At 42.2% G+C, this 26,031-nt stretch carries 24 protein-coding genes; 18 read left to right on the top strand and 6 right to left on the bottom strand.

The features are described 5' to 3' along the window. Positions 1–403 precede the first annotated feature (403 nt). The 12 genes from CEK71_RS24190 (at position 404) to CEK71_RS18120 (ending at position 14,750) form a co-directional block, all read left to right on the top strand. A complete protein-coding gene (locus CEK71_RS24190; protein ID WP_157679629.1) occupies positions 404–490 on the top strand; it encodes a type II toxin-antitoxin system YafQ family toxin in 87 nt (28 codons plus the stop codon). Between the two features lie 103 nt (positions 491–593). Continuing rightward, positions 594–896, top strand: a complete 303-nt coding sequence (locus tag CEK71_RS22785) for a hypothetical protein (protein WP_157679396.1) — start codon at positions 594–596, stop codon at positions 894–896. A gap of 1,550 nt (positions 897–2,446) precedes the next feature. Continuing rightward, positions 2,447–3,466 carry a toprim domain-containing protein gene (locus CEK71_RS18170; RefSeq protein ID WP_088620707.1) on the top strand — a complete coding sequence of 340 codons (1,020 nt, stop codon included), beginning with the start codon at positions 2,447–2,449 and terminating at the stop codon, positions 3,464–3,466. After that, on the top strand, positions 3,453–3,803 hold the full coding sequence (locus CEK71_RS18165) for an H-NS histone family protein (protein ID WP_088620706.1): 351 nt from the start codon (positions 3,453–3,455) through the stop codon (positions 3,801–3,803). Before CEK71_RS18170 ends, CEK71_RS18165 begins: the two co-directional genes overlap by 14 nt. A 250-nt stretch (positions 3,804–4,053) precedes the next feature. Next, a complete protein-coding gene (locus CEK71_RS18160) occupies positions 4,054–4,725 on the top strand; it encodes an AAA family ATPase (RefSeq protein ID WP_088620705.1) in 672 nt (223 codons plus the stop codon). Between the two features lie 86 nt (positions 4,726–4,811). Next, complete coding sequence (locus CEK71_RS18155) at positions 4,812–5,069, top strand: ribbon-helix-helix domain-containing protein (RefSeq protein WP_088620704.1); 258 nt, start codon at positions 4,812–4,814, stop codon at positions 5,067–5,069. Between the two features lie 403 nt (positions 5,070–5,472). Further along, positions 5,473–5,766, top strand: a complete 294-nt coding sequence (locus CEK71_RS18145; RefSeq protein WP_088620702.1) for a hypothetical protein — start codon at positions 5,473–5,475, stop codon at positions 5,764–5,766. Positions 5,767–6,370: 604 nt separating this feature from the next. Next, the gene (locus CEK71_RS18140) at positions 6,371–7,711 is read left to right on the top strand and encodes a replication initiation protein (protein ID WP_157679392.1); all 1,341 of its coding nucleotides are present in this window, start codon (positions 6,371–6,373) and stop codon (positions 7,709–7,711) included. Between the two features lie 325 nt (positions 7,712–8,036). Next, complete coding sequence (locus CEK71_RS18135; protein WP_088620700.1) at positions 8,037–9,614, top strand: type I restriction-modification system subunit M; 1,578 nt, start codon at positions 8,037–8,039, stop codon at positions 9,612–9,614. A 1-nt stretch (position 9,615) separates the two neighbouring features. Then, the gene (locus CEK71_RS18130) at positions 9,616–10,845 is read left to right on the top strand and encodes a restriction endonuclease subunit S (protein WP_088620699.1); all 1,230 of its coding nucleotides are present in this window, start codon (positions 9,616–9,618) and stop codon (positions 10,843–10,845) included. 24 nt (positions 10,846–10,869) lie between these two features. Continuing rightward, positions 10,870–13,716, top strand: coding sequence for a type I restriction endonuclease subunit R (locus CEK71_RS18125; protein ID WP_088620698.1), 2,847 nt, complete (start codon positions 10,870–10,872; stop codon positions 13,714–13,716). Between the two features lie 32 nt (positions 13,717–13,748). After that, positions 13,749–14,750, top strand: coding sequence for a nucleotidyltransferase (locus tag CEK71_RS18120; RefSeq protein ID WP_088620697.1), 1,002 nt, complete (start codon positions 13,749–13,751; stop codon positions 14,748–14,750). 225 nt (positions 14,751–14,975) lie between these two features. Here CEK71_RS18120 and CEK71_RS18115 read toward each other — a convergent pair whose 3' ends face one another. The 3 genes from CEK71_RS18115 to cysS form a co-directional block, all read right to left on the bottom strand. Then, complete coding sequence (locus tag CEK71_RS18115; RefSeq protein WP_088620696.1) at positions 14,976–16,151, bottom strand: hypothetical protein; 1,176 nt, start codon at positions 16,149–16,151, stop codon at positions 14,976–14,978. Positions 16,152–16,446: 295 nt separating this feature from the next. Then, a complete protein-coding gene (gene fchA / locus CEK71_RS18110; RefSeq protein ID WP_088621685.1) occupies positions 16,447–17,076 on the bottom strand; it encodes a methenyltetrahydrofolate cyclohydrolase in 630 nt (209 codons plus the stop codon). Positions 17,077–17,145: 69 nt separating this feature from the next. Further along, positions 17,146–18,519, bottom strand: coding sequence for a cysteine--tRNA ligase (cysS, locus tag CEK71_RS18105; RefSeq protein WP_088620695.1), 1,374 nt, complete (start codon positions 18,517–18,519; stop codon positions 17,146–17,148). Positions 18,520–18,715: 196 nt separating this feature from the next. Here cysS and CEK71_RS18100 point away from each other — a divergent pair, with 196 nt between their 5' ends. The 6 genes from CEK71_RS18100 (at position 18,716) to CEK71_RS18075 (ending at position 24,056) form a co-directional block, all read left to right on the top strand. Further along, the gene (locus CEK71_RS18100) at positions 18,716–19,225 is read left to right on the top strand and encodes a peptidylprolyl isomerase (protein ID WP_088620694.1); all 510 of its coding nucleotides are present in this window, start codon (positions 18,716–18,718) and stop codon (positions 19,223–19,225) included. 94 nt (positions 19,226–19,319) lie between these two features. Further along, positions 19,320–20,045, top strand: coding sequence for a UDP-2,3-diacylglucosamine diphosphatase (gene lpxH / locus CEK71_RS18095; protein WP_088620693.1), 726 nt, complete (start codon positions 19,320–19,322; stop codon positions 20,043–20,045). Between the two features lie 246 nt (positions 20,046–20,291). Next, positions 20,292–22,145 carry a methanol/ethanol family PQQ-dependent dehydrogenase gene (locus CEK71_RS18090; protein WP_088620692.1) on the top strand — a complete coding sequence of 618 codons (1,854 nt, stop codon included), beginning with the start codon at positions 20,292–20,294 and terminating at the stop codon, positions 22,143–22,145. Between the two features lie 147 nt (positions 22,146–22,292). Beyond that, the gene (locus tag CEK71_RS18085; RefSeq protein ID WP_088620691.1) at positions 22,293–23,336 is read left to right on the top strand and encodes an efflux RND transporter periplasmic adaptor subunit; all 1,044 of its coding nucleotides are present in this window, start codon (positions 22,293–22,295) and stop codon (positions 23,334–23,336) included. 143 nt (positions 23,337–23,479) lie between these two features. Then, positions 23,480–23,662 (top strand): hypothetical protein, encoded by a 183-nt coding sequence (locus tag CEK71_RS18080; protein WP_088620690.1) that lies wholly within the window; start codon positions 23,480–23,482, stop codon positions 23,660–23,662. Positions 23,663–23,846: 184 nt separating this feature from the next. Further along, a complete protein-coding gene (locus CEK71_RS18075) occupies positions 23,847–24,056 on the top strand; it encodes a PIN domain-containing protein (RefSeq protein ID WP_157679390.1) in 210 nt (69 codons plus the stop codon). Positions 24,057–24,074: 18 nt separating this feature from the next. Here the strand turns inward: CEK71_RS18075 and CEK71_RS18070 are convergent, their stop codons facing one another. The 3 genes from CEK71_RS18070 to CEK71_RS18060 form a co-directional block, all read right to left on the bottom strand. Next, the gene (locus CEK71_RS18070; RefSeq protein ID WP_088620688.1) at positions 24,075–24,662 is read right to left on the bottom strand and encodes a Uma2 family endonuclease; all 588 of its coding nucleotides are present in this window, start codon (positions 24,660–24,662) and stop codon (positions 24,075–24,077) included. 67 nt (positions 24,663–24,729) lie between these two features. Beyond that, positions 24,730–25,323 (bottom strand): Uma2 family endonuclease, encoded by a 594-nt coding sequence (locus tag CEK71_RS18065; protein WP_088620687.1) that lies wholly within the window; start codon positions 25,321–25,323, stop codon positions 24,730–24,732. 257 nt (positions 25,324–25,580) lie between these two features. Beyond that, entirely contained in the window at positions 25,581–26,030 is a 450-nt protein-coding gene (locus CEK71_RS18060) for a chromate resistance protein ChrB domain-containing protein (RefSeq protein WP_088620686.1), read from the bottom strand. Position 26,031: the final 1 nt, after the last annotated feature.

Raw genomic sequence — 26,031 nt, 5'->3', positions numbered from 1 at the left:
ATTATAAATTAATTATAAAGACTATGAATTATATAACCATTCCTGCCACTTATGATGATAAAAAATGAGTGATCGTTTTATCAGAACAAATAAAAATTAAGCCGTTGAGGACTACCGTGACCTTTGAGTATGAAAATAAACCTGATTTACTCGATTTGTTAAAGGAAGCTAAAAACTCAAAACCATTCACTACCCACGAAGAGCTGATGAGTAATTTAATGGCTTAATAATTTTAAATATGTTTAACAGAAAGATAACCAGTGCCTTTAAAAGTGATTTTAAAAAAATAAGGCACAATAAGGATACGGTGACAGAGTTGGAAGAAATTATTATTATGCTAGAAAAATGAATCCCTCTTCCCAAAAAAAATAATGATCACGCTCTACAATGAAAATATAAATGATTGAGGGAGTGTCATATAAGACCTGACCTGCTCTTAGTTTATCAAAGAAGTGATACTGAGTTAACGCTTTATTTGCTGAGGCTTTGAAGCCATAGTGAAATATTTTAAAAAAGAATTCTTTTTAGGAATTCTTTTTTATTTACCCCTATAAGCAAAAAAAAAGGGAGGGCTAAACCCTCATGATGGCTTTTTGCCTTTTTTCGATCATTCGGATGAATCCGCTTTCCTTTTCGATGGAAATGCAATGCCTGCCCAGTTTGTAGGAAGCTACGCCTGTGGTTCATCATCCGGCAAAGCTATCAAGTACGATGTCTCAGGGGTTGGTGAAGACTTTGATGAGCTGTCCTATCACTCATTCGGGTTTTTCGGTCGGGTGTTGAGTTTGCTTGTTACCGTCTTTGCCTATCAGGTAGGGCAAGACATTTTTCATTTCATGTTGGGAGGTGAAATTGAAGGTTTTTGGCTTTTTGAAGGTTCCGCCGTCATTCACTAGCCAAAGGCCAATTTCATAACAGCTTCTGAACCCGTTTTGCTTAAAGCTTGGCAAGGGGTTCATTTTTGACAGGATCAACGGCACTCTAAAGCTAAACAGTCCCCTTCTCTCCAGTTCGTAACCAATCCATCAAGAATAACGGTAGCTGAAAAACAGGATCAGGCTTCATCCTGGCTTTAAGATTCTTTGGTACTCGGTGCAGACAGCAAAGACGAATTGTAAATAGTCTTCTTGGTTGTCCCATTTGTCCCATTCTCAAAAGTCGGCTTTGACAACCTTTGTGCCTCTCATGGTCAAGCCTGGGTTATTTGAAATATTGTAAGGAAAATCGGAACAGATAAAGTCGATGAAGTTGTCAGGGATGATTTTCATTTTTTCTAGGCAATCGCCTTGAACGATTTTGTGTACGGTATTTTTCATAATTTTTAAGTTAAGGTTAAATAAATTTTTAAATAAAATTAAAAAAGGATTAGACTAAATGTCTAACCCTAAATCATCACAAGCCATTTCTCTGGCTATTTTCTCAACAGCAAGCCGAACAATTGAGCTTAGCAAATCATTTCACTTAAAGCCGTAAAATCATTCTTCTTCATCGGTGTACTCTAAAAGTGCATTAGATATTTCACGATAGTGTTGATTAAAAAACCGATAACTATTACGATAATTAGATAAAGATTTAATTATTCAATTAGCAAAACCATATTCAGCTATTTCTCTGATAAGCTCTTCAAAAAATAGGGCAATATAAGGCTTTCTTTTCAGTGCTTCTTGAGCGATAAAACTTCTGATTGTTCACTCTTCTTCATCAACAATGTTTAACAAAATTTTCTGTAATTCGTCCATAAGTATTTTTTAAAAGATAAAAAGTTAAAAAGCAAAAATGAATTTGCTTTTTCGTTAAAATAAGTAAAATAAAGGAACTCCTAGTGGGAGTTTTCTTTATTAAATGGAAGTTCTGGAAACTTTGTTGGTTTAAAATGTTTGTCAATTTCAATTCTGGGTATTTTTCATATGTTACCAAAATTTGAAATGTCAATGGCTAACTCCAGGTCTTCCAATTCTTCTAATGAAACGGTTCCCCATTCGTCTTCGTAGAATCCGGTCACATAACCGAAAGCTACTTTTGACTCTGGGTCGTATTCGGACAGCCACCAGTTGATTGTTCATCAAAGGTCAAACAATTTGACAGGAATCACAATGTCTTTGCTGTCTTTTTCCATTTGGCTTCCATAAGGATAGCTGTTCATCAGCCTTTCGACTGTTGTTATTAATTTTCACATACTGTAAAAAATTAAAAAGTAAAATACCCAACTATTAACTAATCGAGCGTGGGCAATGGGCATTTCGGTTAAGCTAAAAAATCAAGGTGGAGATTGTGAGGCACGAGCAATACTACCTTTATTTTTTAGTCCGAAATGTAAAATTGCCAAGCGATGATTATTATCTACTCTGCCGGAGAGACATTAAAAAGTTAATTCCTTATTTTTGCCCTTTATGTTTTATTGTTTTGTTTAAATTGTTTTTCCGTTTAGAACTTTAATTTTCTATCCATGAGAGCAAAAGAAGCCAGGGATATTCCGATTAGCGAATTTTTGGAAAGGTCGGGGATAAGACCCGCCAAAGAGAGGAGATCGGGCAGGGAGTTGTGGTATTCCAGCCCGTTAAGGGGCGGTGACTCTGACCCGTCTTTTAAGGTCGATACGGAAAAGAATTTATGGTTTGATTTTGGGCTGGTGAAGGGCGGGAATGTAGTTGACTTGGTGTGTGAGCTGACCCATTCAACGGTTAAGGAGGCTTTGGCTATTCTTGAGCGTTCGGGGGTAAGTAGCCATGCCAGTTACACACGCTTTAAGCCTAGTAACGCTAATCAAGTCAAATCAGCTAAAGGAAACCTCACAGGAAACCACGGAGGAACGGCAAGCCCCAGTGGAACGTCAGGCCAAAGCACGGTGCAAATGTCCTTGCTGGAGGGAAAAGTAGGCTTTGCGGGTGAAAAAGAAAAAGGCGGTTTGGAGTTGGTCGGGGTTGCCGACATTCAGAAGCCGTATTTGCTGGCTTATTTGCAGTCCAGGCAAATAGAGTTAAGCGTTGCCAGGGTTTACCTTAGGCAAGTCTGTTTTAGGCCACCGCAGGGGGTCAAAACGTATTATGCCTTGGGGTTCCCTAGCGGTGACGGCTTTGAGGTCAGGAATAGGGGTTTTAAGGGCTTTGTCGGGACGCATAAGGCGGTGAGTACGCTTAATCTGGAAAACCATAACAGCCTGTCTATTTTTGAGGGGTTTATGGACTTTCTGGCTTTTTTGTCTTTTCATAAAATAAACGCTTTTCAAAATTCGGTGATTATCCTGAATACGGTTAATTTAAGAAACCAAGCGTTGGAGACCATTAACCGTTATACTTTTTCCAAGGTGTACCTTTTTTTGGATAACGATGGGGCGGGAAAAAGCACTACGCAGTTTTTTATTGACCGTATCAAAAACACACCGATAACCGATAAATCCGGCCTGTATCAGGGCTATAACGACTTTAACGAAATGACGATGGGGAATAAACCAAATGAGCGAGTTTGAACTGAATAAAATCACGGTTGAGGAATTGGTAAACAGGCCTTTGAAGGACTTGTTGGCTTTTCAGGAAAAGCTAAATAAGGCGGTGGAAAACCGGAAGGAAAAGGATAAGCGGGAGGTGTACGATAAAATCCAGTCCCTGGCTTTGGAGGCGGGTTTTTCGCTGGCGGATTTGTTGACCCATGTCCCCAGCGAGAAGAACCTCAAGAAGGCCACGGCCAAGGTCAAGTACCGCAACCCCGACAACAAGGATGAGGGCTGGACGGGCAAAGGCCGTAAACCCGCTTGGCTGATAACCCAGCTCGGTGCTGGCAGGAAACTAGAGGAGTTTGCCGTCTGACCGCTAAAAACAGGGCGGGAACCTGACCCGAACAGCTCAGGCTTCCGCCTTCCCCCACCTCCCCCGCACCGTCTTTAAGCTCCCCTGCCCTGTTTTTTATTTTCACCCGCAACACGGGTGAAAATAAAATCCCCATTTTTATAAAGTTATATGGTTTTTATATTATAATTATATTGTTACTGTATGGATTTTATTTAAAAACGGTATGGTAACTATTCGTTTATCAAAACTACACCTAAAGGGGCGGGGTATGATCATTATTTGTGGCGGTATCAAGGGCGGGGGTGGGAAAACCACAACCGCCATCAATTTGGCGATTATGCGCGGGCTGGCGGGCTTTGAAGTGTTGCTGGTCGATGCCGACAGCATCGACAACGGCAACGCTTCGGATTTTTCCGCCATCAGGGATGAAGCCCTGCAAAATAAGCATTACACCGCGATCAAGCTCAATGGCAAGGCCATTGCTAAGGAAATCCCCACACTCGCCCAGAAGTTCAACGACATTATCATTGATGTCGGCGGGCATGATTCGGTGTCGCAACGGGCTTCCCTAACGGTCGCCGATCTGTTGCTGGTTCCGGTCTTCCCTTCTTCGTTTGACACTTGGGTCATTGAATCCATCAACACCTTGGTCGGAGAGGCCAGCCTGATCAATCCCAAGCTTAAGGCGTATTGCTTCCTGAGTCGGGCGGATGCCATCGGCAACCAAAACGATGACACCGCAAACATCCTTATCGGGGATTATCCTGATATTGGCTTTATCGACTGCCCCATCAAAAACCGCAAGGTTTTCAGGAATGCTTCCGGCCAAGGGCTGGGGGTCGTTGAATACAAGCCCAAAGACCAAAAAGCCATAGATGAGTTAAAGGAACTCTACCAAACGGTTTTCAAACAGTCTTTTGAAGAAAACAAAGCCATCTGACAACCATATAATAATCAAATGAAAACCGTTTATAAACTGTATCGAAACTGTTTGTAAACCATTTAACAACACTATAATTATTGACTATGAAAACGACAGTCGCCAAAAAACCCAGCCACGCCAAGCAAAAGACGGATGCGTTTATTGAGCAAGCCGGAAGCAATCTGACCGAAGGTGAGGTGAAGAAAGCCAAGGTCAAGAAAAGCCAAGTGCCGTTGGTGATCTCCCCCCAACTGCTGAAAGAATTGGACGAGTACCTGGAAGCCTCCAGCATTGGCCTAAGCCGTTCCAATTTCATTTGCCAAGCGATTAAGGAAAAGCTCGATAGGGAAGAGAAAATATAAAAGCCCTTGCATTATCAATAAAAATGAATATAAAAAACAGTAGCCAAACCGTTTTATAAACACTTCAAAAACGGTTTGAAAACTGTTTTTTTATTTGCATAATTTTCAGGCTATGGACTACTCGATAAAAGACTTTGGCAAGCAGTGAATCAATAAAAGCTTGCTGTATGGGGCGTTAAAAAACCGTTTGCCTTTCTCAAATAAATTTATAAAAAATAAAAGGGTCTTTAATGAAAAAGACCTGGAGATGGTTAAGTTCTATAAGGTGCATGGCTTAGAAAAAACCTTGCTGGACTATGGAACCGAAGCGAAAAAAACCGAAACTAAAACGGTTTTAAAACCGTTTTGAGATGATCAAAAACAGTTTTTAAACGGTCTGCCGGACAATTTTAAACAGTCGCTTATGGATGAGCTGGAAACGGTAAAGAAACAGTTTGAGGACAAAGAAAACGGTTTGAAGTTGGAAATCGGACAGAAAGATAAAATCATCAGCATCAGGGAGGAGCAAACCCAAAAATATGCCTTGCTGAAAATGGAAGAGCAAAAAGAAAAGGAGCTGTGGATTAAGAAATACGAGGCAATCAATCAAGAGAAAACCGAATGGATCAAGAAATTTTATTCGCTGAAAACTTACCTGGTCGTTTTCATCGTGCTGTTCCTGTTGTCAGTGGTGGCTCTAATCGAAAAAAGCATATAAAAACCATATAACAATTAATTAATAATTATATGTTGCACTGTTTGTTTTCCTGGCTGGCTGTTTTTCAATGCCCGTAACAGTCTAAAACCACACCAAAAACCCTTCAAATTTCGCCGTAGGCGGTCAAAAAACAAAAAACCATAGACTGGTAGCTTAAAATTATTTAAAGCCGTCATATTGCCAATTATTTCGTTTTTATGATTTTTGGCTCTTGAGCCTTTCTGCCGTTGGCTCTTCTTTTTTCAAACAACAACAACATTTTTCATTTGTTGTTGTTGTTGTTTTTAAAAGATTTAATAACATTTTAATCTTTTCGGTAGTCTTTAATTATTGATTTATAGCTATAATTTGCATGTAAACATCACCTTTTTACGGTCAAGTATCACCTTTTTACGGTGTAAACATCACCTTTTTACGGTCAAGTATCACCTTTTTACGGTGTAAACATCACCTTTTTACGGTCAAGTATCACCTTTTTACGGTTGGCTAATTTTTGAAGGGGTTGATCACTGTTTTTTATTCCGTAAAAGTGCCTATCGTTGAAGGTAAAGATCACTTTTTTACGGTTAAACTATCACTTTTTTTGTGAAAGGTGATATTTAATTTGACAAAAATTATTATATTTTTAAAATACTTAAAAATATTTTTTAGTGGCAATATGAAAATAAATAAAAAAACTGAAAATCAGTTAGTGAGGCAATCTAATAAACTTTTGGAAGCTCCATTGTTTAAATCGACTGTTCAAATTAAGCTTTTTTGTAAAATTATTATCTCTATTAGTGAGAGTCCAGACGAAGACGTTTATTGGTTTTCAATAAAACAGTTATTGGATGAAATTAATAGCAATGAAAAAAATTATAAGGCATTAAAAGAAATAGCCGAAAGCATGAAAAAAACAGAAGATATAAATATTTTGTTAGATGATGGCGAAGTTTTAGCTACATTGTTTCCCAACATTTTTATAAAAAAAGCTGGGCTTATTGGTTTTCAAGTTAATAATTTACTAAAACCATTTATTATTGAGTTATCTAATGGGAATTATACTCAGTTTTACTTTAAAAATATTGCTCGGTTAAAAAGCTCCTACTCAATAAGGATTTATGAACTTCTAAAACAGTATGAAAAAATTAAAAGCAGGAAAATTTCTTTAAATGAACTTAGATACTTTTTAATGATTGAATCTGATAAATATCATCAATATGGTCATTTTAAGTCTAAAGTCATATTAGTTGCTCAAAAGGAAATTGAAGAAAAAACAGATATTTATTTTGAATTTGAAGAAATAAAACAAGGAAAAAAGGTTGAAAAAATAAATTTCCTTATTTTTAAAAATAATAAAAATTACGAAAATTTACCTATAAGTGAGGATATTAAAAAACTGGATGCTGATAAAAAATCAGATTTGGAGGGGTTGGCAATTTTTAAAACTCTTGTGGATGAATACAAAATCAGTAAAAAGATAGCCTTAAAAATTGTTGAAACTGTTAGTGAAGAAAAAATAATAAGGAATATCGAATACACTAAGCAAGAGTATAAAAGCGGTAATGTGAGTAAAAATCTGACTGGCTACCTAGTGGATGCTATCAAAAATGACTATGCAAACACGGTTTCATTGTTTGAAATTGATAACAAGAAGAAAGAAGATCAAGTTATAAAGGAAAGAAAGCTGGAGGAAAGAAGGGAAGAGCTAAGATCAAAATTCTCGTTAGAGTTTGGTAGATCAGAAAAGGAAAAATTCTTGAATTCACTAAGCGATGCCGAAAAAGAAGAACTTAAAAACCAAATTCTTGAAGAGGTTCAGCTTGATAGCATGTCTGTTTCACTATTAAAAAAGAAAGGTTTAAGTAGCCCTATTGCTGGTATGTGGATTATAAAGAAGATTCCTCAGTTTGAGCTAAGGAGAGATCAATATATTAAGCAGAAGTTGACCGAAGCGGGATTTTAAGTCTTTAGCGTGGCTTTAAGACGAGAAATCTAATGCCGATGGTTAACACTTACTGGTAAGATAATCCCCACTAAATTTCCGAATACAAAGCAAGTTTGCCGTCTAGGGTGGTATGATTCTTTTCAGAATATACCTTAATTGCTGAAAATAAAGCTATAAGCATATTAAAGCTAATGATAGGCGTTAGTTTAAATTTCAACAATAAACGGAAAAGCACATTAAAATAGACATTTAATGTTTAAAAAACTTGATTATTATATAATAATCATATAATAAACATATAGCTAATTAATAATTTTTTACTTACTTAAAAAAACGGATTTTCATGTCAGAAGAACAAAAAAAGTTACTTGAGCAACAGCTTTGGAATATTGCCAATACACTTAGGGGGAAAATGGATGCGGACGAGTTTCGCGATTACATTTTAGGATTCATTTTTTATAAATATCTTTCTGAAAAAATGTTCATTTTTGCTAATAATGAACTAAAGGAAGATGCTCTTATTTACAATCAAATTGACGAAAATAGCAAAGAAGGAAAAGAATACCTTGAAGCGGTAAAAGAAGCCTCCATTGAAAGTTTGGGGTATTTTTTAAAGCCTTCTGAATTGTTTAGCGAGGTTGCTAAAAAAGGAAACTCGGAAATCAAGGACGAAAATCAAAATAACTTCATCCTTGAAGAATTAGGGAAAATCCTTAAGAACATCGAACAAAGCACGATGGGGACAGCCAGCGAAGATGATTTTGATAACCTGTTTGAAGACCTGGATTTAACATCTACCAAGCTGGGGAGAACCGAAAAAGATAAAAACAGCCTGATAGCCAAGGTATTGGCTCATTTAGACAAAATCAGCTTTAACCTGGATGATCCAAAATCTGACGTTTTGGGGGATGCCTACGAATATTTAATCGGGCAATTTGCAAGTGGAGCGGGGAAGAAAGCAGGGGAGTTCTACACTCCACAACAAGTTTCAACCGTGTTAGCCAAGCTGGTAACGGTCGGGAAAACTCGCTTAAAGTCGGTTTATGATCCCACTTGCGGTTCTGGTTCGTTGTTGCTTCGTGTCAAAAGGGAAGTTGAGGATGTCTCAAACTTCTACGGGCAAGAACTCAACCGTACAACCTATAACCTAGCAAGAATGAATATGATCTTGCACGGGGTTCATTATCAAAAATTCGACATTAAACAAGAAGACACCCTTGAACACCCTCAACATATAAACGAACGATTTGAGGCTATCGTAGCAAATCCGCCATTTTCGGCTCATTGGAGTGCAAGCCCGTTGTTTATGAGTGATGACCGTTTTAGCCAATACGGAAGCCTAGCACCGAAAACCAAGGCTGATTTTGCCTTTGTTCAACACATGATCCACCAGCTTGCTGACAACGGGCAAATGGCAATCGTTTTGCCACACGGAGTTTTATTCAGAGCTAGTTCTGAAGGTCGTATCAGGCAATACCTGATTGAAGAAAGGAACTACTTGGATGCTGTGATCGGCTTACCAGCCAATATTTTTTATGGCACATCCATACCAACTTGTATTTTAGTATTCAAAAAGTGCAGGGAACACAACGAAGATGTATTGTTTATTGATGCCAGTCAAGGCTTTGAAAAAGTAGGCAATCAAAATGTTTTAAGACCTGAAAATATTGAAAGGATAGTTGAAACTTACAAAGCCAGAACCACTCAAGAAAAATACAGCTATTTAGCTTCGTTACAAGAAATAAAAGACAACGACTATAATCTCAATATTCCCCGTTATGTCGATACCTTTGAAGAGCAAGAATCTATTGATTTGGAAGCGGTAGCCCGTGAATTAGCATCGCTTGATGATGAAATAAAAATAACGGATTCAAACATTGCCGAATTCTGTAAACAGCTTAATATTTCAACACCTTTTTAATATGGAAAATACAAAAAAAGTGCCAGTGCTGAGATTTCCTGAGTTTTCAGAGGAGTGGGTAGTTAAGAAAATTAAGGATATTTCTACAATTAAATCAGGTTCAACTCCATTAAGGTCAAATAAAGATTTTTTTAAAAATGGACATATATGGTGGGTAAAGACAACCGATTTAAATAATTCAAATATTATAAAAACGGAAGAATGTATAACTGAATTAGCACTTAAAGAAACATCTGTAAAAATATACCCGAAAAATTCTGTTTTAGTAGCTATGTATGGTGGATTTAATCAAATAGGAAGAACAGGGATATTGAAAGTTGATGCTACAACAAATCAAGCTCTTTCTATTTTAAATACCAATGAAAAAGTGGTTTTACCTCAATATTTATTAACTTGGCTTAATGCAAAAGTTAATCTTTGGAGAAAATTCGCAGGAAGCAGTAGAAAAGACCCTAATATAACGGGAAGTGATGTAGCAGGTTTTCCTATAAGTTTTCCTCAGATTTCAGAACAACAAAAAATAGCCGATTTTCTTTTACAAATAGATAATAGAATAGAAAAACTCATAAAGAAAAAACAGCTTTTAGAAAAATATAAAAAAGGAGTAATGCAGAATATTTTTAATCAGGAACTTCGTTTTAAAGATAATGAAGGGAATGATTACCCTGATTGGGAAGAAAAAGAATTAGGCGATATTTCTGATGTTAGAGATGGTACACATGATTCACCAAAATATCATCAAAATGGCTTTGCATTTATTACATCAAAAAATTTATTAGCAAATGGTTCAATAGACTTTGAAAATGTTAGTTTAATTTCTGAACTTGATTTTAATAATTTTAATAAACGATCTAAAGTTGATATTGGTGATATTTTATTCGGAATGATTGGAACGATTGGAAATCCTGTTTTAATAAAAACGTCAGGCTTTGCGATTAAAAATGTTGCTTTAATTAAAGAAAAACAAGAGCTTAAAAATATATTTCTTGTCCATTATTTAAATAGTAGTCTTGTTTTAAAACAATTTGATGATGTCACTGTTGGAAATACACAAAAATTTATTGCTTTAGGAAAAATAAGAAAATTAAAAATTCATATTCCATCACTACCAGAACAAACAAAAATAGCTAAATTCCTAACCGAAATAGACGAAAAAATAAATCAAGCATCAAAACAACTAGAAGGGACTAAAAAGTATAAAAAAGGCTTACTTCAACAAATGTTTGTTTAAATTTACTTCCTAATAAGGCAATGGATGAGTACACAACCTGAGCAAGTTTTAGAATCGAACCTGATTAAACAGCTTAATTCATTAGGTCATCAGTCGGTTACTATAAAAAATGAAGCTGATTTGCTGGCAAACCTAAAAGCCCAACTTGAAAAGCATAATCAAACAACACTATCGGACAGAGAATTTAGCAAAGTGCTAAATCATCTTAATAAGGGTAATGTGTTTGAAAAAGCGAGAATTCTCAGGGACAAAATGAATTTTGAAAGGGACAATGGCGAAACAGCTTACCTAGAATTCATTAATCAGGATCACTGGTGCAAAAACCAGTTCCAGGTGACTCACCAAGTCACAATGGAAGGCAGTTATAAAAATCGCTACGATGTAACGATTCTTATCAACGGCTTGCCATTGGTTCAGATTGAGCTAAAAAGAAGGGGGCTTGAACTCAAAGAGGCTTTTAACCAGATTAACCGCTATCAGAGGCATTCTTTCGGTTCGTCTCATGGTTTGTACCAATATTTGCAAATTTTCGTTATCAGCAACGGTGTAAACTCAAAATACTATGCCAATAACCGCCACCAGTCCTTTAAACAGACTTTTTACTGGTCGGACTTCGATAACAAGAACATCACCCAGCTAGAGGAATTTACCAAGGACTTTTTAGAGCCTTGCCACATCGCAAAAATGATCACGAAGTACATCGTGCTGAATGAAACCGAAAAGGTTTTGATGGTGCTTCGCCCTTACCAGTATTATGCAACGGAAAGCATCATTGATAGGGTAAAAAATAGCACGAAAAACGGCTATATCTGGCATACCACCGGATCAGGAAAAACCCTGACTTCGTTCAAAACCAGCCAAGTCTTGATGAAACTGCCCCAAGTCCACAAGGTGGTTTTTGTGGTGGATAGGAAAGATTTGGATTACCAGACGACCAAAGAATTTAATGCCTTCTCAAAGGGTAGTATTGACGGGACAGACGACACCAAAGCCTTAGTTAAGCAGTTTTCAGACGATACCAAGCTGATTGTTACCACGATTCAAAAGCTCAATACCGCTATCAGCAAACAGCAATATTTAGCAAAAATGGAACAGCTCCAGGATAAAAAAATTGTTTTTATCTTTGATGAGTGCCACCGTTCACAGTTCGGCGAAACCCACAAGAGAATCAAGAAATTTTTTAATAATCATCAAATGTTTGGGTTCACCGGAACACCCATTTTTGTGCAAAATGCCGTTGCCAATGAAAGCGGGAAAAGAACCACTAAAGAGCTATTTGACGACCGTTTGCATAAATATGTAATTACTGATGCCATAAAAGACGAAAATGTTTTGAAATTCTCTATTGAGTACATCGGGAAGTACAAGGAAAAAGAGGGCAGTAAAAATGAAATTGATATTGAAGTCGAAGATATTGACACAAAAGAGCTACTGGAAAGCCCACAGAGACTAGAAAAGATAACCGACTATATTATTGCCAATCACAATAGAAAAACCCACAACAAGGACTATACCGCTTTATTTTGTGTAAGCAGTATTGAGACATTAATAAAATATTATGATCTTTTTTATGCAAAAAAAGAATCAGGCAAGCATAATTTAAGGATGGCTACTATTTTTAGCTTTACCGCTAATGAAGATGATAAGGATGCCAATGGATTTATTCCTGATACTGAAATTGAAATAAAAGAAGGGGCGACTATAAACCAGCATAGTAGGGATAAGCTGGATGAATATATAGGGCATTACAATAAGCTATATAATACAAATTTTTCAACCAAAACCAGCCAACTTTTTTACAACTATTATAATGATATTGCCAAGAAAGTAAAAGAAAGGCAGATTGATATTTTACTTGTCGTTAATATGTTTTTGACGGGATTTGACAGCAAAACACTAAACACTTTGTATGTTGATAAAAACCTAAAATATCATGGTTTGATACAAGCTTATTCAAGAACTAATAGGATTTTAAACGAACAAAAATCACAAGGGAATATTGTTTGTTTCCGTAACCTGAAAAAGCTAACCGATGATGCCATTGCTTTGTTCTCTAATTTAGAAGCCAAAGAGATTATTCTGGTTGAGCCTTACGAGGACTATGTAAAAAAGTTCAACAAGGCTTTTTCTCAGTTGTTGGCGATTGCACCAACGGTTAAAAGTGTTGATACCCTTCCAAGCGAAACCGAAGAACTAGAATTTATCAAAGCCTTTAGGGAGTTGATGAGGTTAAAAAATGTGCTAACCAGCTTTGCCGACTTCAATTTTAGTGATTTGGCTATGACTGAACAAAGCTTTGAGGATTATAAAAGCAAATATTTAGACTTGCACGACAAGGTAAAAAGCGATCACACTAAAGAAAAAGTCTCGATCCTGGAAGATGTGGACTTTGAACTAGAGCTTATTCACCGTGATGAAGTCAATGTTGCCTATATTTTGCAATTACTGGCTAAACTTAAAGAAGGCGACACCTCAGAACGGGAAAAGAAGAAAAAAGCGATTATTGACCTGTTGACGGGTGAAGCTAATCTTAGAAGCAAAAAAGAGCTGATTGAAAATTTCATAAACTCCAGCTTGATAAAATCCGAAACTAACGAAGATACGGATGTTGGGGCGGAATTTGAAAGCTATTGGGAAATTGAAAAACAAAAAGCCTTTGACCTGATGTGCCAAGAAGAGGGCTTAATACCTGAAAAGCTCCAGGATGTAATAGGGAACTACATTTACACCGAAAGAAAGCCAATCCGTGATGAAGTGGTTGGAATTCTCAAAGAAAAACCAAAGTTGCTTGAAAGAAAAAATGTTGTTGAGCGAGTTATTGAAAAAATAATGAATTTCGTTAATACATTTATTGATGGGATTAGTGGGTAGATCAGTTTAATTTTTAATATCAGGTAAAATTTATGGCATCAACCGTAATATCAGCTTTCAATGAATTTTTAAAGGATACAGTTAATTTAGATGCCGATGATGTAAAGTCGGCAAGAATTAGTAGAACTTTGCTTAAAGGAAAAATACACGATTTTCCAATACATGATTCAAGTTTTCCAGCTCTATATTCAGAGAAAGATATAAATTTCGGTTCATTCGATAGAAATACAAAAAAACGACTTCTCGATGATATTGATATGATGATTTGCCTAAATGCTATGGGTGGAACTTATCTTGAATACAGTCATGATAATATTGAAATAACAATTGACTATAACGAAAAAAATTTAAAATATTTATGCAACCCAAATACTTATCAGTTGAACTCAATAAAAGTTGTTAATAAATTTGTTAGTTCCTTAAGTAGTGTTTCGCAGTATAAAAATTCTCAAATAAATAGAAGACAAGAGGCCGCCGTTTTAAACTTAACAAGTTACGATTGGAGCTTCGATATAGTCCCCTGCTTCTTTACCAGAGAAGACTCCTATGGAAAAACATTTTACTTAATACCTAATGGTAGCGGGAGCTGGAAAAAAACAGACCCAAGAATTGACCAAGAAAAGGTATCGGACATAAATCAAAAAAATAAAGGAAATGTTCTAAATGTTATAAGAATAATGAAATTTTGGAACAAAAGACCAACAATGCCTTCAATGTCATCTTATCTAATAGAAAATATGATATTAAATTATTATGAATACAGAGATGATGCCAGTAATTATGTTGATATGGAACTTCCTAATATATTTCTTTATATAAGGAATAATGTTTACAATTCTGTTCAAGATCCCAAGGGAATACAAGGTAATATAAACCATTTAACTTATGATGAGAAATCAAAGATCTGGGATAGAGCAAACTTTGATTACGATAGATCAGTAGAAGCAAGAAGCTTAGAGGATCAAGGAAAACAAAAAGAATCTATAAATAAATGGAGAGAAATATTTGGCTCTGAATTTCCTACTTATTGGTAATAAAAAATAAAATGATTAATATTGAACAGAATAAAATAGACAATCTTGATTGTCTTGCTTCCCAAAGATACTTATATAGTAGTGCCAAGAACTACACAGGATTACAGCAGACCTTAACCCTATCGAACACAAATGGGCACAGCTTAAATCCATCCGCAACCAAGCACGATGTTCCGTTGACGACCTCTTCACTGGGGCGGTTACAGGACATCTTTTTATATCGGATTAGCTATACACCTGCTTGCTCCACAACAATCCCGCCAGGGCTTGCCGTTGTACCCGCCGCTCCTCAAGCGTGGCTTTAGGCGGATGGAGAGCCTCATAAAACGTATCGGCTTCCGCCCGGCGTTGGCTAAACACGCGGCCAATGTCTGCAAACGGCTGTTGCATGGCGGTGGGCGTTAACCGTAAAGTCAATTGCACCGATTCGCCAGCGGGAATATCCAGGCGATAATGCAGACAGGACTTCGTGCCGGTCTGCGCGGGATTGACGCAGGCTTCGCCATTAATTATATGGCGGTGAAAGGCATCTTTTACATAAGGCGAGGGATTAGCGGCATGACCTCCGTACACCCGCTGGCTATGGGTCTCATTATTGGTGAATAAGGGTGTACAGTCACCATCGGCATACAGATAACGTTTACCTAGCTGATAAGGAAACAACAGGCCGGGTAAGGGCGGCAGTTCGGAACTGTCCGCCAACAGACAGGTATAAACCCCCGCCTTCTTCAACAAGCGGATAGTCGGGATAGGGCCGCGCGGTTCCGACCATGCCCAAGTATTGCGGAACCACAACTGCGGCAGGATATGCAGCGGGGCGGCATCAGGGCCGCGATTATGAGCGCTGATGCGGATGCAAATGTCATCGGGGGACACTTTCGCATATTCCACTTCGACATCGAAATAACGGTTGTCCTTAAAGATCCCCGTATCCAACAATTCAAATTCAGCACCGCTGCCTGCCCGCCGCTGATTTTCGCGGATCAGTTCTTGGTAGGGGTATTCGCCTTGTGGGTATTTGTAGAGATAACGCATATAGCTATGCGTCGGCGTGTTGTCCAGATAAAAGTAGTAGTCTTTGACATCTTCGCCATGGTTGCCTTCCCACATATCCAGGCCAAAGGCGCGTTCTTTCAAGATAGGGTCACGGCCATTCCAGAGTCCGAGGGCGAACACCAAAAGCTGGTAACGGTCACAAATCCCCGCCAAGCCGTCCTCGCCCCAGCGGTAGGCTTTGCTCCGCGCCAAATCATGCGGCAAATACCGCCACGCATCACCATTAGGGCTATAATCCTCCCGCACCGTCCCCCATGACCGCTCACTGAGATACGGCCCCCACCGCCACCATGGCGGCTGCTCGCCGACATTCTCCGCTATGCGGACAGATTCGCTATTGGTCATGGCAGATTCCCCTTAGGTCACTCCCAAGCCAGCTAAGCTTAGGATTACAACAAGTGCAAACACCGTTTGGCTTAAGCTGGGAGCGCGGGCATCTTGCCCGCAAGAGCGGGCAAGATGCCCGCGCTCCTAAAAGCCACCTATTAAACTATACTTCAAACGGTCAAGTGCAAAAGGTACGCATTTATGCCCCTGAGGGTACAGCGTACCCTACGGTGAATTGTAAAAGCCGAAAACTTGGCCGTTCACAGTATATATTACAGGTTTCTGGCAGGCGTTTATAACGCAAACCCGCCGTCTATAACTTACCCTTAACCTTAGCAAATACCGCTTCGGCGCGTGCGTCCGCCCCGGCCAACACCTCCGCCAATTCGGCAACCTTCGCCTGCGCATAAACTTCGTCTTTTAAACAGCCGGTATTGATATGGACATTTAAAGCCGCGCTTTTTAAACCACTGTACGCCGCCATCACCGCCACACCCGCATCGCTGATAACGCCCAGATTACCGTGGGTAGCGGCAATCTCACTTAACACCATCACTTCATGGCAAGCACGGGCGCAAGCCAGCGGCACTTCGGTAGCCTCTTTCAAAACCGCCTGTATGGCTTCGCTACGCGCGGCCTTTTCTTCGTCAGTCTCTTTAGCTTGCCCATAAGTCGCCATCAAACGGCCAAACACCTCGACATCAGCCTTGACCAGCGCGGTCAATTCGGCGCGTAAGATTTCAGCTTTTGCCAACAACTCCCGCATCTGCGGCTCAACCTCGGCATACTGCGGCTTGCCTATGGTCAAATTGCACACCATGCTAAGCAATGCCGCCCCTTGTGCGCCCATCAGCGCGGCGACACTGCCACCGCCGGGCGTAGGTGATTTGCTGGCCAATTCGTCCAGAAAGAGCTGGATGGATTTATCTTTTATTTCAGTCATGGGGTTAATCATTCAATAATGGGTTAGACAGCAATTGCCGCGTTAAAGGGCCTAGGCCGCGAAATGCCTTTAGGCTTCGCGCCGCCACGTCGTTGTGCCGTTTGGCGCGTCTTCTAAGATTATGCCCTGGCTTTTTAGTTCATCACGGATCTGGTCGGCCAACGCCCAGTTTTTGGCTTTTTTGGCATCGATACGCGCCTGGATTTGTTGCGCTACCGCGTCGTCGGCATCGCCTTGCAAGAAACTGTCGGCATCATGTTGCAAAACACCTAACAAGCTGCCTAAAAACCGCAAAGTCGCCGCCAATTCGGCACTTTTGGCCGTATCTGCCGCCTGCTTGGCGCTATTTAGCTCCCGCGCCAGATCAAACAACACCGCCAACGCCACAGGCGTGTTAAAATCATCGTCCATCGCCTGTTCAAAACGGCTGACATAAGCGCTATCCACGCCTGCCACCGTACTGTCCAAACCGCGCAAAGCCGTATACAAGCGCGTCAAGGCCACGCCCGCCTCGTTCAGTTGCTCATCAGAATAATTCAGGGGGCTACGGTAATGGCTCAGCAAAATGAAGAAGCGGATAATCTCCGGCTTATAGGCCTTAAGCACTTCGCGCACGGTAAAGAAATTGCCCAATGATTTGGACATTTTTTCTTCATTGACGCGCACAAAGCCATTGTGCATCCAGACATTAACAAACGTCTCACCCGTCGCCCCCTCGGATTGGGCGATTTCGTTCTCATGGTGCGGGAACTGCAAATCCATACCGCCGCCATGAATGTCGAAATGGTGGCCTAAGCAGCAAGTGGACATGGCCGAACATTCGATATGCCAGCCCGGACGACCCAGCCCCCAAGGCGACGGCCAAGCAGGCTCGTCCGGTTTCGCCATTTTCCACAACACAAAATCCAAGGGATTATCCTTGGCATGGTCAATATCGACCCGCTCGCCCGCCTGCAAGTCAGCCAGATTTTTGCCCGATAACTGCCCGTAATTGGCGAACTTATGCACCGAATAAAACACATCGCCGTTACCGCCGACATAAGCCAGCCCCTTAGCGATTAAGGTGCCGATCATGGCGATAATATCGGCGATGGATTCGGTGGCCTTCGGCTCGATGTCCGGCGGCAATACCGACAACGCCCGCTCGTCTTCGTGCATCGCCTCGATAAAGCGCTCGGTTAATGCGGTAAACGCCTCGCCGTTCTCATGGGCGCGTTGGATGATCTTATCGTCAATATCGGTGATGTTGCGCACATAAGTCAGTGCGTAGCCGCTATGGCGCAGGAACCGGGCGACCGTATCAAACACTACCATCACGCGGGCGTGGCCGATATGGCAATAATCGTAAACCGTCATGCCGCAGACATACATGCCGACTTGACCCGCCACGCGTGGGCGGAAGGGTTCTTTTTTACGGGTCAGAGTGTTATAAATTTTTAGCATACTGTCATTAGGCCCAATTATTTAGCAATACGTTAGCAACAAATCTGTACAATTTACCAAGCGCGTACTTCTCTTTCAAGATAAAAACACATAGAATTGCCTGTTTCCATTAATTTGAGGAAAAATAATGCGTCCACTGATGCTTGCCCTACTGTTTTCATTAACCACATCGCTCTCTTTTGCACAGGAAAAAACCATGTCCGAACCGACTAAAGTTAAACTGACCACCTCCTTAGGTGAAATCACCATTCAGCTTAACCCCGAAAAAGCCCCTATTTCATCCGCCAATTTTTTGACTTATGTTAAAGAAGGCTTTTACAACGGCACGATTTTCCATCGGGTAATCCCTGACTTTATGGCGCAAGGCGGCGGTTTTGACACCTCGTTCACGCAAAAAGCCGTCCACGCACCCATCAAAAATGAAGCCAACAATGGTCTGGCGAACAAACGCGGCACCTTGGCAATGGCGCGGACTAACGTCCCTGATTCCGCTACCGGCCAATTTTTCATCAACCTGAAAGACAACACCTTTTTAAACCACACCAGCCCAACCGCTAGCGGCTGGGGCTACGCCGTGTTCGGCGAAGTCATTTCCGGCATGGAAGTCGTCGATGCCATGGCCAAAGCCCCCACCGGCAACCGCGGTGGCCACCAAGATGTGCCAAAAACGGATATTATCGTCGAAAAGGCCGAAGTGGTCGAATAAGCCTTAAACTGCCGTCAGGATTTGCGGAGGGCGCAAAAACGTTTTTACGCCCTCCTAAACCGCCCCGCAACCTCAGGCCAACCGTCTTCAGCCCATGCCCCAAGACATCCTGTTCATATCCGACCTGCATCTGGCACTCGATAAACCAGAGATTACCCGCCACTTTGTGGATTTTCTCCAGCACCGTGCGCCGCAAGCATCCGCCCTGTACATTCTCGGCGACTTATTCGATGCCTGGCTAGGCGACGATGACTACACCCCGCCTAACCGTAGCCTACGCCGCCACCTCAAGCACTTGACCGACTCAGGCACAAAAGTCTACCTGCAAGTCGGCAACCGCGACTTTTTACTGGGGCAGCGCTTTTGCCAAGAGACGGGTATCACCCTGTTAGGCGACTACGCCGTCATCGACTTGTTCGGCATCCCTACCCTGCTGACCCACGGCGACCTGCTGTGTACCGACGACCTGCCTTACCAAACCTTCCGCGTCAAAGCGCGGACACCGCAATGGCAACAGAACGTCCTCAGCAAGCCGTTGCTGGTACGCTTGCTCGCCGCCCGTTGGTTCCGTCTGCGGAGCTTTTTCCATAAACGCCAAAAAAGTCAGGCCATTATGGACGTTAATGCCGATACCGTGGTGAACACCTTGCGCGAATACGCTTGCCTGCGCCTGATCCACGGGCATACCCACCGCCCCGCCGTGCATGATCTCTCGGTTGACGGCCAAGCGGCGCAACGTTTTGTGCTTGCGGCATGGCATAAGCAAGCAGGCGAGGCATTGAGCTGGAACGGGGGGGCTTACCGACGCGAAATTATTTAAGAAGTTATTTAGGAAACAAGGGGCTAAGCATCCCCAATGGAGCGTCTTAACGGCGATAAAACCCTGTCAAACGATGCCGCTTCTATTAATAGTTGACTTTTGACCCAAAATCATTAAATCTAGGCACTTGGCGTGAAAATTTCCTGCACACGAGGGGATGAAAGAAGTTCACCCAAAAACTAATATTAGTCTAAAAAAACATAATCAGTATTTTGTTGTACAACAAAATATCAGGAGAAATAAATTATGATGAAGCCTTTAAAAAGCTTGCTACTTGCTTCTAGCGTAGCCGCTTTATTAGCCGCACCAGCGATTTCAACTGCTAATAGCGGTGTTGAGCAACTGACCAAAAACCCTGCCAACTGGGCGACTTGGGGTGGTAACTATGCCGGTACCCGTTATAGCGAACTGAACGACATCAACACCAGCAACGTCAAAAATCTGCAACCGGCATGGTCTTTCTCCACAGGTGTATTGCGTGGTCATGAAGGCGGCCCATTGGTTGTTGACGATGTCCTGTACATCCACACCCCGTTCCCTAACACTGTTTACGCAATCGACCAAAAAACCCAATCTGTCATCTGGGAATTCACCCCAACCCAAGATGCTGATGTCACCATCCCTGTCATGTGCTGCGATACCGTTAACCGCGGCTTAGCTTACGGCGACGGCAAAATCTTCCTGCAACAATCCAACACTGTCCTGACTGCACTGGACGCAAAAACCGGCAAACGTGTTTGGAGCGTACAAAACGGCGACCCAAAACTGGGTATGACCAACACCAACGCGCCTTTAGTCGTTAAAGACAAAGTCCTGACCGGTATCTCCGGCGGTGAATTTGGTGTCCGTGGCTTCTTGGCCGCTTACGACATCAACACCGGCAAATTGGCGTGGAAAGGCTACAGCATCGGCCCTGATAAAGACACCCTGATTGACGGCAAAAAAACCACAGCGTGGAAAGACGGCAAAGTAGCCCCTGTTGGCCCAGAATCCAGCACCAGCACTTGGGAAGGCGACCAATGGAAAATCGGCGGCGGCACCACTTGGGGCTGGTACAGCTATGACCCTAAACTGAACTTGGTCTATTACGGCTCAGGTAACCCATCGACTTGGAACCCAGTACAACGTCCTGGCGACAACAAATGGTCTATGTCATTGTGGGCGCGTGACGCTGACACCGGCGCGGTAAAATGGGTTTACCAAATGACCCCACACGACGAATGGGACTTTGACGGTATCAACGAAACCGTTCTGGTTGACCAAGAAGTGAAAGGCCAAATGCACAAAACTATCGTGCATTTCGACCGTAACGGCTTTGGCTATACCTTAGACCGTGAAACTGGCGAACTGTTGGTTGCTGAAAAATTCGACAAATCCGTTAACTGGGCAACCCACGTTGACATGAAAACAGGCCGCCCACAAGTGGTGCCTGAGTTCAGTACCGAACACAACGGCGAAGATGTCAACACCAAAGGCGCTTGCCCTGCGGCGTTAGGCTCTAAAAACCAACAGCCTGTTTCTTACTCGCCACAAACTGGCCTGTTCTACATCTCAGGCAACCATCTGTGTATGGACTACGAACCGTTTGAAGTCGCTTACACCGCTGGCCAACCTTACGTTGGCGCCACCCTGACCATGATGCCAGCTGGTGCTGATGTCCTGACAGGTAAACCAGACGGCACTACCAACCTGGGCCAATTCACCGCTTATGACGCGAAAACTGGCAAAATTGCTTGGTCTAACAAAGAGCAATTCTCTGTTTGGTCAGGTTCAGTCGCTACTGCTGGCGGCGTCGTTTTCTACGGCACACTGGAAGGCTACCTGAAAGCGGTTGATGCTAAAACTGGTAAAGAATTGTACAAATTCAAAACCCCATCAGGCATCATCGGTAACGTCAATACTTGGAAATACAACGGCAAACAATATGTCGGCGTAATGTCAGGTATCGGCGGCTGGGCAGGTATCGGTATCGCCGCTGGTCTGGATGACGGCACCGATAAATCTGGCTCAGAAGGCCTGGGTGCAGTAGGCGCGTACAGAAGCTTAAGCTCTTACACTAAATTAGGCGGTGTATTGACTGTATTCGCATTACCAGAATAAGTCAGACTTAAACCTTAGCACGCCCTAAAAGCCCTGGCTGGTTTCAGCCAGGGCTTTTTTATTTTCAGGCAAGCAGAAACAGCCCATATCAACTAAAATAGCCGCCTTTAACCGACAAGCCCACCAACCCCCCAAAAACCTATCTTAATGGCTGGATTAACACACTTAACACCAAAGCCGAAACCTGGCCTTACCCTGTTGATTATCACCCTGCTGTGCCTTAACAGCACCCATGCGGACGACGATGACGACGACACGGCCACCAACCGCAAAGTCCAACAAGCCAACGGCCAAACCGTCATCAAACTGACAGAGAAAACCCAACAACTGTCCGGCCTTGCCACCACCGTACTGCAAGCCGCCCAACACTATGCCGAATTCTTAAGCTACGGCAAAGCCATCAGCGTCCAACCCTTGGTCACCCTGCACCACCGCTATCTGGCGACACTGACCGAGCGCAACCGTGCCGCCGCCAAATTCAAGCAGGCCGAGCAAAGCATCGAACGTCAACAGGACTTATACCAACACGGTGTCACCGCTAAACGCAACTTGCAAGACCAACAGGCGCAATGGCAAACCGACAAAGCCCTGCTCGATGCCACCCAATACCAAGACCAAGCCTTACTTGACGAAGCCCTGCTCAATTGGGGAGCCACCCTATCCGCTTGGGCTTTGACCGCACGGGCCGAAAAACTGAACCCGTTTCTGAGCGGCCAACAAACCTTATTACAAGTCACCGTGCCCAGCCACCATAGCCCCGCCGAAAACCTCCACAGCATTGCCGTGGCCGCCTCCGGCGACCGCAACCAAGCCCAGACCGCCGAACTGATCGCCAGCTCCCCACAAACCGACAGCACCAACCAAGGCATCAGCTATTTTTTCCAAACCAGCGGCAAAGCCATCAAAACTGGCATGAGCGTCAGCGCGTGGCTACCCGAACAAGGCCAACAACACACCGGGGTCATCATCCCCACCTCCGCCGTGTGCTGGGCTAACGGGCAAGCCTACGTCTACCTAAAAACCACCGACGACACCTTCAGCCGCCGCGCCATCAGCCACTACACCCCCACCGCCCAAGGCTATTTCCTCAGCGACACCCTTAAACCCGGCGACACCCTCGTCACCACAGGCGCACAAATGCTCCTGTCCGAAGAACTGCGCGGACAAATCCCTGATGAGGATAATGATTGAACTTAAGTAGTGGCAAGAGGGCAATGGGTATCTACCCCAGCGTTTTGCTTGTGTAGCTATCGGCTTGACGAAACAGATTAAAGCTTTCACACTATCCCAACAACCTAGAACAGCAACTCACCCTGTATTGCCAACAACATCAAGTGTCCAAAACTGAAACCATCCGCTTGGCTCTCGGACGCTTACTGACTATCCCTAATAGCCCATTAAGCCCCTACGAACTAGGCAAGGCAGGTTTTGGTGCAGACCAAACCCACGAAGGCGACATTGCCCAACAGAGTAAGGCTTTGCTAAAAGCACGGTTTATTGGCAATACTGATAATTGACACGGGATTTTTGGTCGCACTCTCTATTCGGCGCGATAAACTGCACCAACATGCCTTAAACTTTCTCCGGCAAAACTAACAAGCATTAATTACTGCCGCCCCCGTAATTGCCGAAAGCTGTTATTTTTTAGATGCAAAAGCAAAAATAGCCTTATTAAACTGGGCGGCCTGCGGGGGAATCACCGTGATTGACGTGCCAGTAATGGCTTATGGCGACATAATACAAACTATTGAAAAATATGCTGACCATGATATTGATTTTACGGATGCCGCTGTGGTTTGGCTGACCAATACCTATCGGCAACAACAGATATTAACTGTTGATAAAGCAGACTTTTCGGCTTTCCGTCTAAAAAATAACCCATGGTTCGAACTATTGGAATGGTATCCCTAAGGGATCAAAAAAACAGAACTACTGTCCGGCTGTGTTGTTCAGGAATTCCACCATATCATCGTTTTGTACGCGATGATAAATGTCTTCTACTGACAAGGTTAACCCAATGGATTCAAAAGTGATTTCATCGCCTAGGAAGTAATGTTTTGCTAACCAACCTTCACTTCTTCTGAATATCTGGACATCCACAATGTCTTGTTCAACCATCACATATTCTTGTAAGCTAGGGATGTTTATGTACGACATAAACTTAATGGTTGTATCTTTTCGTCGAGTGGACTTAGATAAAACTTCAACAATGATGACAGGTGTTTTCGTAAAATAAGGCTCGGAATTGTCAAAATTGCAATCCACCATCACATCAGGGTAGAAAAAATTTGAATTGACTCTCAATTTCATATCTGAACCAAACGGTTCACAAGGATTATTTTCTAAATGATTACCGAATTTTCTTAAAATATTTACAGATATTCTTTCGTGATTGGCACTCGTTCCAGCCATTGCATACACATGACCATCAATCAATTCGTGTTTGGCTTCGCTGGTCAGTTCCCATTTCAAATAGTCTTCCACACTGGTTAAACCAATAGCATTTACTGCTGACATAGCATTACCCCAAAATAATTGACGAATTTAACCGTGTATTAGAATCTATTTTTGTCAAGTTGCACTTTCATACCCCAGCCACGTTACTGCTTAAGAATTCCGCCATATCGTCATTTTGTACCCGATGATAGATTTCTTCCACGGATAACGTAAGGTCAATAGATTCAAAATAGAGCGTTTCGCCCAAGAAATAATGCACCGAATGCCAATTATCACTTTTACGGTAAACGGTTATGTCGACATAATCCTGTTCGATTAAAACATATTCCTGTAATGTCGGAATGTTTATGTATTCTATCAACTTATCTTTTTCATCGGCTTTTCTGGTGGAACGGGAAAGGACTTCAACCAATATGACGGGTTTTGTTTTGTAAAACTGATTTTCATCATCCTTATCACAAACCACCATACAATCGGGATAACGAAAATTGCCCGTGGACGTTTTTAGCTTCATATCTGATGTAAAAGGCTCACAAGGTGATTTTTCCAAGTGATTCCCAAATTTCCGATAAATATTTCCAGAAATTCTGTCATGATTTTCACTCGCTCCAGCCATAGCATAAACATGACCGTCAACCAGCTGATGCTTGACTTCACTGGCCATTTCGCCTTGTAAATAATCTTCCTCACTGATCAAACCGATATTTTTTACAGCCGACATGTCATTACTCCACAATAGTTGATGAATTAAACAGTGTATTGAAATCTATTTCTGATTGTACCGGATTATGGGGTGCGTTAAGAAACCATGCGATTGATTGTGTTTAAAAGTAACTGCCCAGCCCCCTCCCCTTGAAAAAATATAGAAAATCAAGCAAAGTATAGATATGGAAAACCGCCCCTATTTATCAGCTCTGACCGCTCAGGAAAAAGACGCTTATCATCATTTCAAAATTTGCTGGAAATTTAGCCCCCCCCCTACTGCGGTGGCCAATTATGCGTCTCCGCCTGACCATCCCGGCACCAGGCATACAAAGCGTCATACATCACCATCCCGTATTTAAGCAACTCATGGTCATCGGCAAAGGTGTGCGACAGGCCTAAAGAAATCGCATACAGCCCCGCCGATTGCGGGCTTAAGTCCAAACGCGAGGTATCGGCGCCACGGACAATAACAGCAAGTTGCGCCAAAGCCGGATCATCAAGCCCATACTTCAACAAAAACGCATCAAAGCTGCACAATTCGCCGACATGCGACAATTCCACATCCGGCACATCGTAAGGTATCGCGCCTGTCATTTCGGCTATCGGCAACACTTGCGCCGCTGGCACATACAAAAATTCGGCCTCTGTATCAATAAACCGCGCCACCAGCCACGGACAAGCTATACGGTCTATTTTTGGCCGCTCACGCGTAATCCATTGCATC

The sequence above is a fragment of the Methylovulum psychrotolerans genome, from assembly GCF_002209385.1.
Classification (GTDB): Bacteria; Pseudomonadota; Gammaproteobacteria; order Methylococcales; family Methylomonadaceae; genus Methylovulum; species Methylovulum psychrotolerans.
The sequence above is the reverse complement of the archived record's forward strand: the minus strand, read 5'-3'. Positions and strand labels throughout refer to the sequence as shown.